This is a genomic window from Pseudidiomarina sp., assembly GCF_033722695.1.
Taxonomy (GTDB): Bacteria; Pseudomonadota; Gammaproteobacteria; order Enterobacterales; family Alteromonadaceae; genus Pseudidiomarina.
Genome location: NZ_JAWVYM010000021.1, coordinates 15,796 through 30,452 on the forward strand (window position 1 = coordinate 15,796; position 14,657 = coordinate 30,452).

Genomic DNA, 14,657 nt, shown 5'->3' on the forward strand with positions numbered 1-14,657 from the left:
GATACGCAGTTGAGCGACCAGGTTTTTGCAGAAGTTAGTCAGGAAGCCTTGCTGAAGATCTTCACGATCCCCGAAGCACCTGACTCGACCCTGGGAAAGATTGAAAAACACTTGTCAGAAAACCTGATGGGTTTTCTCGGTGAGCGTATCGTCGCACGCGAGAAACCGCTGCATGAAATTGAACAGCATTTCCGGGCCAGCAGCGTGCCTGAGCAGCCGCGCTATGTATCTGATCATACCGAGTTTTTGCTGAATAATCTGGTTGCCCACTCGGTGCATACCTCGTCACCACGCTTTATCGGCCACATGACGTCAGCGCTGCCGTACTTTCTGCTGCCGTTGGCCAAGCTAATGGTAGGGCTTAATCAGAACCTGGTTAAGATTGAGACGTCCAAGGCCTTTACGCCACTTGAGCGCAATGTGCTGGGCATGCTGCACCATCTGGTTTATCAGCGTGATGATGCCTTTTACCAGCGCTGGATGCACAGCGCCCAGCATTCTCTTGGTGCGATGTGTTCAGGCGGTACTATTGCCAATATTACCGCGCTCTGGGTGGCCCGCAACATGCTGCTGAAGGCGGATGGCGATTTCACCGGCATCAGCAATGAAGGCCTGGCCGCCGGGCTGGCGCACTACGGTTACCAACGGCTGACCGTGATGGTATCTGAGCGTGGTCATTACTCGCTTAGCAAAGCGGCTGACGTGCTGGGTATTGGCCGCCGCAATCTGATTGCGGTTCCGACTGACAGCAACAACCGTGTGCGCCCGGATAAATTACGTGAGGCCTGTGCCAAAGTTGCCGATGAGGGCGGTAAGGTGTTAGCAATCGTCGGCGTCGCCGGTGCGACCGAAACCGGACATATTGACCCATTAAATGAGCTGGCGGACATTGCCGCGGAAGTTGGTGCTCACTACCACGTAGATGCAGCCTGGGGCGGCGCTACGCTGCTGTCAGATAAACACCGCAAACTGCTGGCCGGTACCGAACGGGCCGACAGTGTGACCATTGATGCCCATAAGCAGATGTATGTGCCTATGGGGGCTGGCATGGTGCTGTTCCGTGAGCCGAGCATGGTGCGGGCCATTGAACATCATGCCGAATACGTTATCCGCCATGGTTCTAAAGATTTGGGTGCCCATACTATGGAAGGCTCCCGGCCGGGTATGGCGATGCTGGTCTATTCCGCTTTACATGTGATGGGACGCAGGGGCTATGAACTGCTGATCGACCAGAGTATTGAGCGGGCCCATCAGTTTGCCGAACTCATTAACGCGCAGGATGATTTCGAAGTTATTACTGATCCGCAGCTGTGTATACTGACCTACCGTTTCATTCCGGCCAAGGTCAAACAGGTAATAGCCGAAGCCAATGCAGAGCAGATCCGGCGCATCATGCCGCACCTGAATGCACTTACCCGTTTTATTCAGAAACGCCAGCGCGAAACCGGAACCTCTTTCGTATCCCGGACCAAACTGACGCCGGCCCAATACTTCCGCGAGCCGACCGTGGTATTTCGGGTGGTATTGGCTAACCCGCTGACCACCCCAGCTATGTTGGCTGAGATTCTGCAGGAACAGCGGGAGATAGCCGGGCAGGCCATGAGCCTGCGCGGGGCACTCTACACGGAATTGCGGGAACTGGGTCTGATCAGAGAGCCGTCACGCTAAGCTGGATTTTTACGAACGGTCAAATTGCAGGTTGTCGATGAGGCGGGTCTTACCGGCGAAAGCGGCAACCAGCACTACCAACTCGTTATCATCGGCATCGGCGTCGAGTAAGTCCTGGCGGCGGCGTAATTCCAGGTAATCAACGTTCAACCCAGCCTCTTCAATACGCGCGTAACCTTCAGCCAGCGCCACTGAATCGCTCTCACCGCTGCGAACGAGCCCGGCAATATGCTGCAGGGTCTGGTAAATAACCGAAGCTTTGCGGCGTTCTTCGGTAGTCAGATAACCATTGCGTGAGCTCAGTGCCAGGCCGTCGTCGGCGCGTTCGGTGGGAATACCAATGATATCGATGGGCATACTCAGATCCTGGGTCATCAGGCGGATCACTTGCAACTGCTGAAAATCTTTCTCACCAAATACTGCGACATCTGGCTGGACCATATTAAAAAGCTTAGTCACGACGGTGGCCACACCAAGAAAGTGCCCTGGACGGCTGGCGCCGCAGAGCAGATCCGAAATCCCCGGTACTTCGACTACTGTCTGCTGCGCTAAACCGCGGGGATAAACATCGTCTACCGTGGGCGCATATACGGCATTAACGCCCAGTTCAGCAAGCGCCTGACAATCAGCATCAAAGGTACGCGGATAGCTGTCCAGATCTTCGTTGGCGCCAAACTGCATGGGATTGACAAAAATACTGACGACGACCTCATCGGCGTAATCTTTGGCGGCTTCAACCAGGCGCAGATGGCCCTGATGCAGGTTGCCCATGGTTGGCACCAATGCCAGGGTGCCGCTCTGTTGTCGGCGCCAGGCGCGTAGCTCTTCGAGGCTTTTTAATAACTGCATAAACGCACCTTTTAGTCGAAGCTGTGTTCGGCACCCGGGAAGGTACCGGCCTTAACTTCTTTCACGTACAGCTCTACCGCGCCAGCGATGTCACCGGCTTCGGTCAGAAAATTCTTCACAAACTTGGGCAGATAATTGGAGTTCAGGCCCAGCATATCGTGCATAACCAAAATCTGGCCGTCACACGCGGCACCGGCACCAATACCTATGGTAGGAATACTCAGTTTATCGGTAATGAGTTTGCCCAGCTCAGTGGGTACGCACTCAAGCACCAGTAGTTGTGCTCCTGCTTGCTGCAATGCCAGTGCCTGGCGCGTGGTACTTTCAGCGGCGCTTTGCTCACGGCCCTGCACCTTGTATCCACCCAATACATTAACCGACTGCGGCAGTAAGCCGAGGTGCGCACAAACCGGCACGCCGCGTTCAACTAACCCGCGAATAGTATCCAGCAGCCAGTCGCCGCCCTCCAGCTTCACCATGTTGGCGCCAGCGCGCATTAGCTTAGCAGCTTCCTGACAGGCCTGCTCAGGTGTGGCGTATGACATAAATGGCATGTCAGCAATAATGAAAGCGCCAGGGGCGCCTTTGCGTACCGCGCGAGTGTGATAAGCAACATCGTCGGTGGTTACCGGCAGCGTCGACTGCTCACCCTGAATCGTATTGCCAAGGGAATCACCAACCAGCATAAAATCGACACCGCACGCAGCAAATAAGCGCGCAAAAGTCGCATCATAAGCAGTAATTGACGCGATTTTGTCGCCATTTGCTTTCATCTTCGCCAGTTTAGAAATTGTCATGCCAGCCATGCCGGGCTCCCTTTCCTGTAAGTACGTACAGCTTATCTTTGCCCGATTGTATCAGGTAATTTTCTGCAGGTCATGAGCGCTGGGAGCGGTTTTAACGGCGGCAGCCAGCGTGTCCAGCGTCTGGCCGTCGGGAAGTTTCAGGTCGGGCGCAAGTTCCGCCAGCGGCAGTATTACGAAATCACGTTCGGTAAGGCCGGGATGGGGCACGGTTAAGCGTTCGGTGCGGATTATATCGTTGCCGTAGAGCAACAGGTCGAGATCCAGGGTACGCTCACCCCAGTGACGGAGCCGGACGCGGCCGAATTGTTGTTCGATTTGCTGCAGTAAATCCAGTACATCGTGGGGCGGCAGACTGGATTCAGCGGCCACCACAGCATTAACGTAATCGGGCTGGTCGGCAGGGCCCATGGGGCTGCTGCTATAGAAGGACGAACAACGAACCTGGTGTAGCTCAGGGTGCTGTCCAAGCGCCGCTGCGGCTTGCTGTAATGTCAGTAAGGGGTCGCCAAGGTTGGCGCCCATACCAATATAAATCGCAGGCATGCCGGCTTATTCTGACTGCTGCGGTTTACGGCGACGGCGGCCACCGCGGCGGCCACGGCGTTTGGCCGGGGCGTTGTCGCTGCGCGGCTGGTCAGCGGCAGAGGGGATCTCGACGCCACGCTGCTGACGGGTCCAGTACTCACCTTGTTTTTCCAGATGCTCGCGCTCGGCCGGGGTTGCTGTTTTCGCCCGCAATAACATGAAGTCATAAGCCGCACGGAAGCGTGGATGGGTCAGCAGCGTCTGTACCCGCTTCCCTTTAGCACGCTCCATGCGTTGCTGCATCTGCCAGATTTCCCGGGCGGGAATGGTAAAGCGTTTAGGTACTGCGATGCTCTGTACCTGTTTGCCCAGCACATCGGCAGCGGCCAGGTTCATCGCATCCATGTCAGAGAATCCGCCTTCCAGCTTCAGTTGTTCCATGCGTGCCTGCAACGGCCACCAGAGCAACGCGGCAAACAGGTAAGCAGGAGTGATACGCTGATCATTGCGAATGCGCTGGTCGGTATCGGCAAAGGTCTGATGAATCATCTGATAAGGTGCCTCATTTGGCGCCTTCAGGTAACTTTTCAGCTGTGGGAACAGTTGCTGGAACAGGTTGTATTCGCTGAGCATTTCAAAGTTTGCCACGCCTTTACCGGCGGCAAAGAGTTTCAGTGATTCTTCAAACAGGCGCGCAGCGGGGATGTTCTGTAGCAGGCTTGCCAGTTCTTTAATCGGACCTGATACGGATTTATCCAGGCGCATATTAAGTTTGGTAGCAAAACGTATGGCCCGTAGCATGCGCACCGGATCTTCGCGATAACGGGTTTCCGCATCACCAATCATCCGTATTATGCCGGCTTCAATATCCTGCATACCGTTGGCAAAATCATAGATGCTGAAATCGGCGATATTGTAATAGAGCGCATTGACGGTAAAGTCGCGGCGTTGGGCGTCTTCTTCAATCGAGCCGTACACATTATCGCGCGTCAGCATCCCTTCTTTATCTTGTCTGGATACTTTGTCGGTACGTTCATCATCAGTGCTATCGTGGTGGCCCCGGAAGGTCGCCACTTCAATCACTTCGCGGCCAAACACCACGTGGGCAAGACGGAACCGGCGGCCCACCAGGCGACAGTTACGGAATAGTCCGCGTACTTGTTCCGGACTGGCATTGGTCGCCACGTCAAAGTCTTTGGGCTCAATACCCAGCAGCAGGTCGCGCACACAGCCACCGACCAGGTAAGCGTCGTAGCCGGAGTTATGCAGGCGATAGAGTACTTTCAGAGCATGTTCGGGGATCTGTTTACGGGAAATCGGGTGGCTGTCCCGGGGGATAATGACCGGTTCACTGAGAATATTGGCCGGTAATTCGGCTGCTGCCGACTGTCGGTTCAGCATGCGATCGGCCATGGCCTTAATACGCTTAATGATAGTAATCTCTCCGCACTGGATAGTGGTATTTCGCTATTGTAGCTTGCTGCGCTGATTCAGGGAAGATGCATTGCAGCCCAATGGTCGGTGGCATCGCTGAGCATCTGCTGCGGGCTTGCCGCTGCGACTTCAGCTAAGCCCAAAAATCGGAATGCCGCCTGCAGCTGTTCGGTTACCCGATCTGGATCAAGCGCGGGCGCATGGTTCTGCTTGCTGAGTTTTTTGCCGTTGGCATCAAGTGCCAGGGGCAGGTGCGCGAAGCGTGGTAAGCGGTCGGTGAACTGTTGCCATAGGTTAATTTGCCAGCTACTGGCAGTGAGCAAATCAGCGCCCCGGACGATGTCGGTGATACCCTGGTCAATATCATCAATAACAACTGCTAACTGATAGGTGAACAGTTTATCGCGGCGATAGAGGACGAAGTCTTCACGAGCGAATGGCGCTTCAATTTTCTGACGCCCCATCAGGGCATCATTGAACTCAAGTACGGGTTGGTTATTCAGAAAGCGGATGGAACTGTTCTCGGTACGTTTCTGGCGCTGCCGGCAGACGCCGGTGTAATAAGGGCCTCTGGCTTTGATCTGTTTGCGTGAGCAGGTGCAGCGATAAGTCAGGTTTTTCCTGGTCAGTTGATTCAGGGCCTGTTGATAGCGCTCATGGCGCTGGCTTTGGTACAGAACGTCGCCATCCCAGACAAAGCCATGGTCATGCAGTTGCTGTAAAATCGTCAGATCAGCGCCCGCAACGGCGCGGGGGGCATCTATATCTTCGATGCGCACCAGCCACTCGCCTTGGTGGGCCCGGGCATCAAGGTAACTGGCAACAGCTGCGATCAGGGAACCAAAATGAAGTGGCCCCGACGGCGTCGGGGCAAAGCGTCCACGATAGGGGAATGATGAGGCTGAAGATAAGGCCAAATTAAGCGCCCGTCATTTGCTTCTCTTTGATTTCAGCCAGAGTTTTGCAGTCGACGCACTGATCAGCAGTCGGCCTTGCTTCCAGCCGGCGGATACCGATTTCGATTCCGCATGAATCACAGAAGCCAAAATCATCGGCTTCAATTTTATGCAGCGTCTTTTCAATTTTCTTTATGAGTTTGCGCTCACGGTCACGCGTGCGAAGCTCAAGGCTGAATTCTTCTTCCTGTGCGGCACGATCGACCGGGTCAGGAAAATTTGCCGCTTCGTCTTTCATATGGTGAACGGTGCGGTCTACTTCTTCGCGCAACTGCGCCCGCCACACTTCCAGAATTTTCCGGAAATGGTTACGTTGTTCTACACTCATGTACTCTTCGCCCGCCTTTTCCTGGTAGGGCTCTAAGCCTGCTTGCGCCAGAATGCCATGGCTCTTTTTCGGCGTTCCTTGAGGCATTATGCATCTCCTTTACGGGACATTTTAAAGACAATTTTTAAAAAGGGCGGTACATATACCAGAATCCCCGAAACCGCGCAATTTATTTATCACATTTCGGCGCCCTTAACCGGCATGCTAGCCCTGGGTTCGATGGCATCAGGGGTAAGCTGGCATTGCAAGGCGTAAAACTCGACTCCGGCAGCCGCTGCCTGCACGCAGGTTTTGGCATAACCAGGGTCGATATGCCCGGCGGCTTGCACCTGGCGAATTCCGCTATGCAATACGACATAGAGTACAATTCCCCGATGGCCTTCGTTGACCATGTCGGTAAGGCTCAACAGGTGCTGCTGTGCTCTTATGCTAACCGTGTCAGGGAAAAAACCCTGTTGGCCGTCGGCAAGGGTGACACTCTTGACTTCGATATAGGTCTCGCGTTGTTGCTGATCAAGGCCAAACCAGTCAATGCGCCGTTTATCATAGCCATAAGCAACTTCACCCCGGAGCTCGCTTAATGCGCCGATGCCTTTAATAAGATCAGCCTTAAGCGCTTCATGAGCTACCTGGTTGGCGCGCTGCGTATTGACACAGATCATCTCACCGTTACCTGTTTCAGCCAGTTCCCAGGTATAACGATACTTGCGTTTAGGGTTATCTGAGTCGCTCATCCATACCCGCATGCCGGGCTCAGCGCAGCCGGTCATTGCCCCGGTATTCGGGCAGTGGATGGTCAGCGGCGGCTGCCCGCTGTCGGGAAAATCAACGTCAGCGAGGAAGCGTTTATAGCGTTGCTGCAGCCGGGCAGGCTGCAACGGGTTGTGAAAGCGCATTGTAAGCCCCATGTAGCTCAGCTAGGATATAAGAATATAAACCCGCAAAAACATACTGGGAGCAGTCTACTATGTCTACCGCATTATCTGTCTTTTTATCTGCAGACAAACCAGAACTGAGTGCGTGGAAAGCAAGCGCCGCCGCTATTGTTGGCGAGCAAGGCGCAACGATTCATCTGCTTGAAAATGAAGCGGATAGCTTACGAAAGATTCAGAAGGCCGGCCGGCAGTTGGATAATATGGGCGTTAAGTCAGTTAAGCTGAACGGTCAAGGCTGGGATATGGAGCGACAGTGGGCTTTCAGCAAAGGCTTCACTGATACCCAGACCAAAAACTCGATTCGCTGGGCTGATCATGACGCCGAAGCCGCCGATCACCTCGACCTGCTGCGCACCAGTGCGGCCTGGACCCGAGACCTGATCAACCTCGGACCCGACGCTATTTATCCGGAATCACTAGCCAAACGGGTGACGGACAAGTTAACGGAACTGGCCCCTGATCAAGTTTCGGCCAAAGTCATCAAAGGTGACGACCTGTTATCCGAAGGCTGGGCGGGTATCCATGCGGTGGGCCGTGCGAGCAAGCGTCCGCCCCTGCTGCTGGCGCTGGACTATAACCCCACCGGCGACGAAAATGCGCCGGTCGACGTTGCCCTGGTCGGTAAAGGCATTACCTTTGACAGTGGCGGTTACAGCCTGAAATCCAGTGAAGGCATGTTGTCGATGAAATGCGATATGGGTGGCGCTGCGACGCTGGCTGGCGCGCTGGCGTATGCGATTCAGCGAGGCCTGAAAAAGCGTGTGACGCTGATTTTATGTTGTGCCGAAAACCTGGTTGATGGCAGCGCCTTCAAGCTGGGTGACGTGATTAAATACAAAAACGGCATGACCGTTGAAGTGGTCAATACTGATGCTGAAGGCCGTCTGGTTCTGGCTGATGGTTTGCTCTATGCCGGCGAAATCGGCGCTAAGATGATTATGGATGCCGCGACTTTGACTGGCGCAGCTCAGACGGCTGTGGGTAATGAATATAACGCCCTGTTCAGCATGGACGACAAACTGGCTGAAGCCACCTTAGGTACCGCTAAGCAGCATAATGAAAACCTGTGGCGTTTGCCGCTGCAAAACTGGCATCAGGATAACTGTCCGTCCGCTTTCGCTGATACCGCTAACAGTCGGCCCCAGAAAGGCGGTGGTAGCGGTGGCGCCAGCAACGCAGCTGGATTCCTGTTACGCTTCGCGCCAAATAATGGTGAGAACTGGCTGCACTTTGATCTCGCCGGCGCTTACCATGGCAGTGCCACCGCTCTGGTTCCGACGGGCGCCACGGCACTGGGTTTCCGCACCATAGCGGCGAACCTGTTGCAAGAGCACTACTCACTCTGAAGAAGGCCCGATGAGCGGTACCTCCGAGCTGCCGGTAGCGGCGCTGATTCCTGACGTTATTGCGCGGTTACCCGGCAGCCGGATGGTGCTCGAAGCCCCTCCGGGCGCCGGCAAATCGACGGCGCTACCGCTAGCTCTGGTACAAGCTGATGCCTGGCAAGATCAAAAAATAATCATGCTACAGCCCAGGCGGCTGGCAGCTATATCCATTGCGAACTTTCTTGCCAGCCAGCTTGGCGAGCAGGTGGGAGCGACTGTAGGTTACCATATTCGCGGTGACCAGAAAGTCAGTAAAACCACCCGTCTGATTGTCGTCACTGAAGGTATTTTCACCCAATATATTCAGCAAGACCCCGAACTGCAGGGTGTGGGGCTGGTCATTTTTGATGAATTCCATGAGCGCAATCTTGCCAGCGACCTGGGGCTGGCCATGTTGCAGGAGGCCTTGCCGCTGCGACCAGATTTAGCGGTGCTTATCATGTCGGCCACTATTCCCGCGGCGGTGATTGCGCAGTGGCTGGGCGATGCTTCGGTGTTAAAAAGCGAAGGGCGGCAGTATCCGGTCACGCTGCATCACCGGCCACCCCCCGCTGGCAGCAGTTGGTTACAGCAGCTGCCAGCGGTTATACGGGAAGCCTGGCGCGCGGCCCAGTTTGGTGTGCTGGTGTTCCTGCCGGGACAGCGCGAGATCCGCCGCACCGCAGAACAGCTTGGCGAGTTGCCCGATACCGATGTCTTTATTCTGCACGGACAAGTTCCGGTGAAGCAGCAACAAGGGATCCTTTCGCCCGCCATCGGCGGTCGTAAGCGGGTGGTGCTCAGCACTAATATTGCCGAGACCAGCCTGACTATTCCCGGTATTGATGTGGTGGTCGATAGCGGTCGTGAACGGCGGGCACAGTTTTACCCCCAGCATGGTGTCACCCGCTTGCTGACCCGCCGTATTAGCCGCGCCTCAGCCACACAGCGGATGGGCCGCGCTGGCCGGCTGCAATCCGGCAGTTGCTACCGGTTATGGAACGAAAGCGATGAGCATGGGCTGGCTGATTACAATCCCGCCGAGCTGGATACAGCTGATTTAGCCGGCTTCTTGCTTGAGTGTCGGCGCTGGGGGAGCGAACCAGAGCAGCTGCGCTTTCTGACTGCGCCCAATAGCGCTCATCTGCAGGCCGCAGAAAACCTGCTGCAACTGCTTGGCGCCTGCACCGCTCAGGGGCAGTTAACAGCTATTGGTCAGCAACTGACTAATTTTGGCACCGAGCCACGGCTGGCGCGGGTGCTGGTTTGGGCTAGTGAACAGCCACCCGCAGTGCGCGCGCAGGTAGCCCTGCTGGTGGCCCAGCTTGAAGATCGTCAGCCAGTGTCAGGCACTTTCCCGTTACCGGCCGAGCGTTTGTCCGGCCTGACTCGCGATTGTTACCGTCAATGGCTGCGGGCGCTACAGGCTGATAATCGCGAGCAGACAAAGGCTGCTAGTGAGGTTTCTGCCCAGGCCCTGCTGTGGGGGTATCCTGATCGCGTGGGCCGCCGCCGCGGCAATAGCGATCGCTATTTGCTCGCTTATGGCGGTGGTGCTGAGATCCATCCCGAAGACGCCCTGCCACGGCGTGACTGGCTGCTGGTGTTGGACGTTTCTTTCGGCGAACATCACGCTGATGCGATTATTCGCACTGCACTGGAGTTGGCAGAATCGGATCTGGATCACCCGGCACTGGCTGTTACAAGTGACACCGAAGTGAGCTGGAGCGGGCCGCAGCAGCGTCTGGAATCCGCCCGGGTGCGGCGACTGGGCGCTATTGTTCTGGACCGACAGGTGCAATCAGCGGCAATTACCGACCAACAGCGCCTGGCTGCACTGGTAGCAAAAGTACGGGAGCAGGGGCTGCAGCAACTTAGCTGGGATGCATCCGTGTCGCAATGGCTGGCACGAGTGCGTTTGCTTAGGTCTGCGCAGCCTGAGGGCAGGGCCGACACACTACCTGACTTCACTGACGAGGCGCTGCTGGAGTCGCTGCATGAGTGGGCAGCCCCCTACTGGACTGCGATAAAGACCCTGAAAGAACTGCAACAATGGCAGCCGCTGCCCGCATTGAAGAGCCGGCTGACCTATCAGCAGCAACAATTGCTTGAGCAGCAATGCCCGACTCACTGGCAGGCGCCGGGAGGGCGCGAACACCGCATTAACTATCTGGAGTCCAAACCCAGCGTCGCAGTAAAACTGCAGGAAGTATTTGGCGAACCGGTATCGCCACTGATTTGCTTTAATCAGGTTACTCTGACGCTGGATCTGCTCTCGCCCGCGGGCCGGTTACTCCAGCGCACCAGCGATTTAGCAAGTTTTTGGAAAAATGCCTACCAACAAGTAAAAAAAGAGATGAAAGGGCGGTATCCTAAGCACCCCTGGCCAGATGATCCCATTCAGGCCCAGGCAACCCATAAAACCAAGAGACAATTGCAATGAGTTGGAGTGGTGCGTCGGTGTTCCGTTATCTGTTCTGGACGGTGATGAAGCTGCTGCTGGTGCTGGCGGTGGTGGTCGGTCTGTATACTATCTACCTGGATAGCGCACTGACCAAGCGCTTTAGTACAGAGCGTTATCAGGCTCCGGCGCTGGTCTACGCACGCCCTATGGAACTTTACCCCGGCGCGGGTTTGTCGCTGGCAATGGTTGAGGCCGAACTGCAGCGCCTGAATTATCGCGCGGTGATGCACCTGACAGATTCCGGTCAGTATCAGCGGCAGGGCTATAGCCTCGCGCTATACCGTCGCCCTTTTGATTTCCCTGAGGGGCCCCAGATGGCGCAATCGGTCAAAGTAGACTTTACCGCCGCTGGGCGTATTGCGCGCTTGATTAGCTTACCCGATGGTCGTCAGTTGAACCGGTTTTCGCTGGAAGCACCATATCTTGGCCGTATTGCCGGCGGCAACAACGAAGATCGGCTGCTGGTAGGGTTGGAGCGGGTCCCGAACCTGCTGATCGAAACCTTATTACTTATCGAGGATCAGGATTTTTATCATCACTCGGGTGTTTCGGTAAGCTCCATAGGACGGGCCGCGCTGGCTAATCTGGCGGCGATGAAGACAGTGCAGGGTGGCAGTACACTCACCCAGCAGCTGGTTAAGAACCTTTACCTGACGCGTGACCGCACGCTCTGGCGGAAGGCCAATGAGGCGCTGATGGCGCTCATCATTGACTATCGCTTCAGTAAGAATGAGATCCTCGAAACCTACCTCAACGAAGTTTACTTTGGCCAGGATGGCGGAGCCGCGATACATGGTGTCGGGCTGGCCAGCCGTTACTACTTTGGTAAACAGGTGCAGGAACTTGAAGCGGCTGAAATTGCCCTGTTGATAGCCGTGCTGAAAGGGCCGTCGTATTACAATCCGCGGCGGTACCCGGACCGGGCACAGCAACGCCGCGATATGATTTTGCAGCTGATGTTTTCTCAGGATTTGATTAGCCGGGACAACTATCTGGTCGCCCTGGAGCAGCCACTAACCTATGCCCCTGAAAACGGATCCGGTAAGCAGCAGTTGGGCCATTATCTGGAACGGGTTAAACAGGAAATTAGCCAGTTGCAGCTGCCAGCTAACTGGCAGCAGCAGGGGCTGCGGGTGTTTACCTACCTGGATCCGGTTGCGCAGCGCGCGGCCGAGCAGAGCCTGCCCGCTCAGATAAAGCGGATAAGTAAGGACCCGCTGTTACAAGGGGCCGTGGTTATCAGCGATTACCGGCAAGCAGGTATTACCGCACTGGTGGGCGACCGGCAGCCGCAACGGGCCGGCTTTAATCGGGCCCGCGACGCAATCCGGCCGGTAGGTTCGCTGATTAAACCGTTTATTTTCGGTATTGCGCTGGAGTCGCCTGACACTTATGAGTTATCCAGCTTGATAGCTGATGAACCGGTGAAGCTGGCCGGCCCGAACGATCAGGTCTGGGAGCCGAAGAACTTCGACAATACTTTCAAAGGCTCCATGCTGCTTTATGATGCGCTGGTGCAGTCGCGTAATGTACCTGCAGTACGGCTTGGTATGGACGTTGGTCTGAAGGTGCTGGTTGAGCGGTTGCAGCAGGCGGGCGTCAATACGCCAATCGCGGCTTATCCGTCACTGACGCTAGGCGCTATGGCGGTGTCACCGCTTACAGTTACTGAGCTGTACAGCACACTGGCTAATAACGGCCAGTACCGGCCGTTGCAGGCAGTACGAGCGATTACCAACCACCAGGGCCTATCACTGTATCAGCGGCCACCACCGGCGGCTGAGCAGGTATTTGCCAGCGATGCTGCTTATCTGGTGATGACTGGCTTGCAGGGCGTTATTAACGAAGGCACTGGACAGGCCCTTGGCGAGCGCTTTGGCAGGGGCTTATTAGCCGGTAAAAGCGGCACCACCAATGATTACCGTGATAGCTGGTTTGTCGTATTTGATGACCAGCAAGTGGTCACCAGCTGGCTGGGCCGTGACGATAACCAACCCATTGGACTTACCGGCAGTAGCGGAGCTTTGCAGGTGGTGAGCGATATTCTGGCGACGACGGGGATTCGGCCAATAACGCGCACCATGCCCGCCAGTTTGCAGTTACAGACTTTTCATCCGCTAACCGGAGTAGCAATTCCAGAAGACTGCGACGAAGCCCGGCTTTTACCGGCTGCGCCGCAGCAGTTAGCAGAAGACATAAATTGCTCGGGCGCGCCCCGGGAAAAACCCTGGTGGCGCCGGATCTTTTGAGCTTATTGCAGGGCTTTTAGCTCGCTGAAGGCCTGCTCAGCCGCGGCCAGCGTGGCGTCGATATCGGCATCACTGTGCGCTGCGGACATAAAGCCAGCCTCAAACGCCGATGGAGCCAGATAGACACCTTGTCTCAGCATGCTGTGATAGAAAGCCTTAAAGTGTTCCAGATTGCATTGCGTGGCCTGCTGATAACGGCTGACTTCGCTGGCATCGGTGAAAAAGAATCCGAACATAGAGCCGGCGCGGTTGGTGGTAAAAGGAATACTCGCGGCGTCCGCACGTTTTTGCATACCTTCAACCAGCCGGCTTACTTTTGCGTTCAGGTTGCTGTAGAGGTCCGGATCCGCCAGTTCGGTCAGCGCCGCCAGACCTGCGGCCATGGCAACCGGATTACCGGATAAGGTGCCGGCCTGATAAACCGGGCCTACCGGTGCGATAAAGTCCATAATCTCGCGCTTGCCACCGAAGGCTCCAACCGGCATACCACCGCCAATGATTTTGCCTAAAGTGGTCAGGTCGGGTGTCACGCCATAGTGTTCCTGCGCGCCGCCACGGGCAACACGGAAGCCAGTCATCACTTCATCAAAAATCAGTACGCTGCCGTAGTCATCACAGATGCTGCGCAGCCCTTCCAGAAAGCCCTTCGCAGGTGGGATGCAATTCATATTGCCGGCCACAGGCTCAACAATAATAGTCGCGATTTGATCGCCAAACTCAGCGAAGATGTCGCGTACTGAATCAAGATCGTTAAAGGTGACGGTCAGCGTATGCTTCGCGAAATCTTCAGGAATCCCCGGCGAGTTAGGCACGCCCAGAGTCAGTGCGCCAGAGCCAGCCTTAACCAGCAGCGCGTCTGCATGACCATGGTAGCAACCTTCAAACTTGAGGATCTTGTCGCGCCCGGTATAGCCCCGTGCCAGCCTGATGGCAGTCATGGTGGCTTCGGTACCCGAGTTAACCATGCGAACTTTCTCAATTGACGGCACTATGGCCTTAATTTTTTCAGCCATAGTGATTTCAATTTCGGTGGGGGTACCGAAACTCAGGCCCCGCTCAACCGCTTGTAACGTCGCGTT

At 55.7% G+C, this 14,657-nt stretch carries 12 protein-coding genes; 4 read left to right on the plus strand and 8 right to left on the minus strand.

Annotation, left to right across the window (positions count from 1 at the left end; translation table 11 throughout):
* Positions 1 to 9: 9 nt before the first annotated feature.
* Positions 10 to 1,668 carry a pyridoxal-dependent aspartate 1-decarboxylase PanP gene (panP, locus tag R3196_RS08300; protein ID WP_318936306.1) on the plus strand — a complete coding sequence of 553 codons (1,659 nt, stop codon included), beginning with the start codon at positions 10 to 12 and terminating at the stop codon, positions 1,666 to 1,668.
* 9 nt (positions 1,669 to 1,677) lie between these two features.
* On the opposite strand, the gene panC is transcribed toward panP, so the two are convergent.
* The 7 genes from panC to sfsA all read right to left on the minus strand — a co-directional run bounded on the left by panC (position 1,678) and on the right by sfsA (position 7,462).
* Complete coding sequence (gene panC / locus R3196_RS08305; RefSeq protein ID WP_318936307.1) at positions 1,678 to 2,517, minus strand: pantoate--beta-alanine ligase; 840 nt, start codon at positions 2,515 to 2,517, stop codon at positions 1,678 to 1,680.
* A gap of 11 nt (positions 2,518 to 2,528) precedes the next feature.
* Positions 2,529 to 3,323, minus strand: a complete 795-nt coding sequence (gene panB, locus R3196_RS08310) for a 3-methyl-2-oxobutanoate hydroxymethyltransferase (RefSeq protein WP_318936308.1) — start codon at positions 3,321 to 3,323, stop codon at positions 2,529 to 2,531.
* 51 nt (positions 3,324 to 3,374) lie between these two features.
* The gene (gene folK, locus R3196_RS08315) at positions 3,375 to 3,866 is read right to left on the minus strand and encodes a 2-amino-4-hydroxy-6-hydroxymethyldihydropteridine diphosphokinase (protein ID WP_318936309.1); all 492 of its coding nucleotides are present in this window, start codon (positions 3,864 to 3,866) and stop codon (positions 3,375 to 3,377) included.
* A 6-nt stretch (positions 3,867 to 3,872) separates the two neighbouring features.
* Positions 3,873 to 5,261, minus strand: coding sequence for a polynucleotide adenylyltransferase PcnB (gene pcnB / locus R3196_RS08320; RefSeq protein ID WP_413242911.1), 1,389 nt, complete (start codon positions 5,259 to 5,261; stop codon positions 3,873 to 3,875).
* 77 nt (positions 5,262 to 5,338) lie between these two features.
* Positions 5,339 to 6,199, minus strand: coding sequence for a tRNA glutamyl-Q(34) synthetase GluQRS (gene gluQRS / locus R3196_RS08325; protein WP_318936310.1), 861 nt, complete (start codon positions 6,197 to 6,199; stop codon positions 5,339 to 5,341).
* Position 6,200: 1 nt separating this feature from the next.
* Positions 6,201 to 6,653 (minus strand): RNA polymerase-binding protein DksA, encoded by a 453-nt coding sequence (gene dksA / locus R3196_RS08330; protein ID WP_318936311.1) that lies wholly within the window; start codon positions 6,651 to 6,653, stop codon positions 6,201 to 6,203.
* Between the two features lie 89 nt (positions 6,654 to 6,742).
* The gene (sfsA, locus tag R3196_RS08335; protein WP_318936317.1) at positions 6,743 to 7,462 is read right to left on the minus strand and encodes a DNA/RNA nuclease SfsA; all 720 of its coding nucleotides are present in this window, start codon (positions 7,460 to 7,462) and stop codon (positions 6,743 to 6,745) included.
* Between the two features lie 71 nt (positions 7,463 to 7,533).
* Here sfsA and pepB point away from each other — a divergent pair, with 71 nt between their 5' ends.
* From pepB to mrcB, 3 genes are read left to right on the plus strand one after another with little or no spacing between them, the layout of a single operon-like run.
* A complete protein-coding gene (pepB, locus tag R3196_RS08340) occupies positions 7,534 to 8,847 on the plus strand; it encodes an aminopeptidase PepB (protein ID WP_318936312.1) in 1,314 nt (437 codons plus the stop codon).
* A 10-nt stretch (positions 8,848 to 8,857) separates the two neighbouring features.
* Positions 8,858 to 11,308, plus strand: coding sequence for an ATP-dependent helicase HrpB (gene hrpB / locus R3196_RS08345; RefSeq protein WP_318936313.1), 2,451 nt, complete (start codon positions 8,858 to 8,860; stop codon positions 11,306 to 11,308).
* On the plus strand, positions 11,305 to 13,578 hold the full coding sequence (gene mrcB / locus R3196_RS08350; RefSeq protein WP_318936314.1) for a penicillin-binding protein 1B: 2,274 nt from the start codon (positions 11,305 to 11,307) through the stop codon (positions 13,576 to 13,578). The genes hrpB and mrcB overlap by 4 nt, the downstream gene beginning before the upstream one ends.
* 2 nt (positions 13,579 to 13,580) lie before the next feature.
* On the opposite strand, the gene hemL is transcribed toward mrcB, so the two are convergent.
* A partial coding sequence (gene hemL / locus R3196_RS08355; protein WP_318936315.1) for a glutamate-1-semialdehyde 2,1-aminomutase occupies positions 13,581 to 14,657 on the minus strand: 1,077 nt, incomplete at its 5' end.

Bases quoted from the DNA above. Each gene is read 5' to 3' on its own strand.
- panC (WP_318936307.1), bottom strand. From the start codon at position 2,517: ATGCAGTTATTAAAAAGCCTCGAAGAGCTACGCGCCTGGCGCCGACAA.
- panB (WP_318936308.1), bottom strand. From the start codon at position 3,323: ATGGCTGGCATGACAATTTCTAAACTGGCGAAGATGAAAGCAAATGGC.
- folK (WP_318936309.1), bottom strand. From the start codon at position 3,866: ATGCCTGCGATTTATATTGGTATGGGCGCCAACCTTGGCGACCCCTTA.
- pcnB (WP_413242911.1), bottom strand. From the start codon at position 5,261: ATGGCCGATCGCATGCTGAACCGACAGTCGGCAGCAGCCGAATTACCG.
- dksA (WP_318936311.1), bottom strand. From the start codon at position 6,653: ATGCCTCAAGGAACGCCGAAAAAGAGCCATGGCATTCTGGCGCAAGCA.
- sfsA (WP_318936317.1), bottom strand. From the start codon at position 7,462: ATGCGCTTTCACAACCCGTTGCAGCCTGCCCGGCTGCAGCAACGCTAT.
- pepB (WP_318936312.1), top strand. From the start codon at position 7,534: ATGTCTACCGCATTATCTGTCTTTTTATCTGCAGACAAACCAGAACTG.
- hrpB (WP_318936313.1), top strand. From the start codon at position 8,858: ATGAGCGGTACCTCCGAGCTGCCGGTAGCGGCGCTGATTCCTGACGTT.
- mrcB (WP_318936314.1), top strand. From the start codon at position 11,305: ATGAGTTGGAGTGGTGCGTCGGTGTTCCGTTATCTGTTCTGGACGGTG.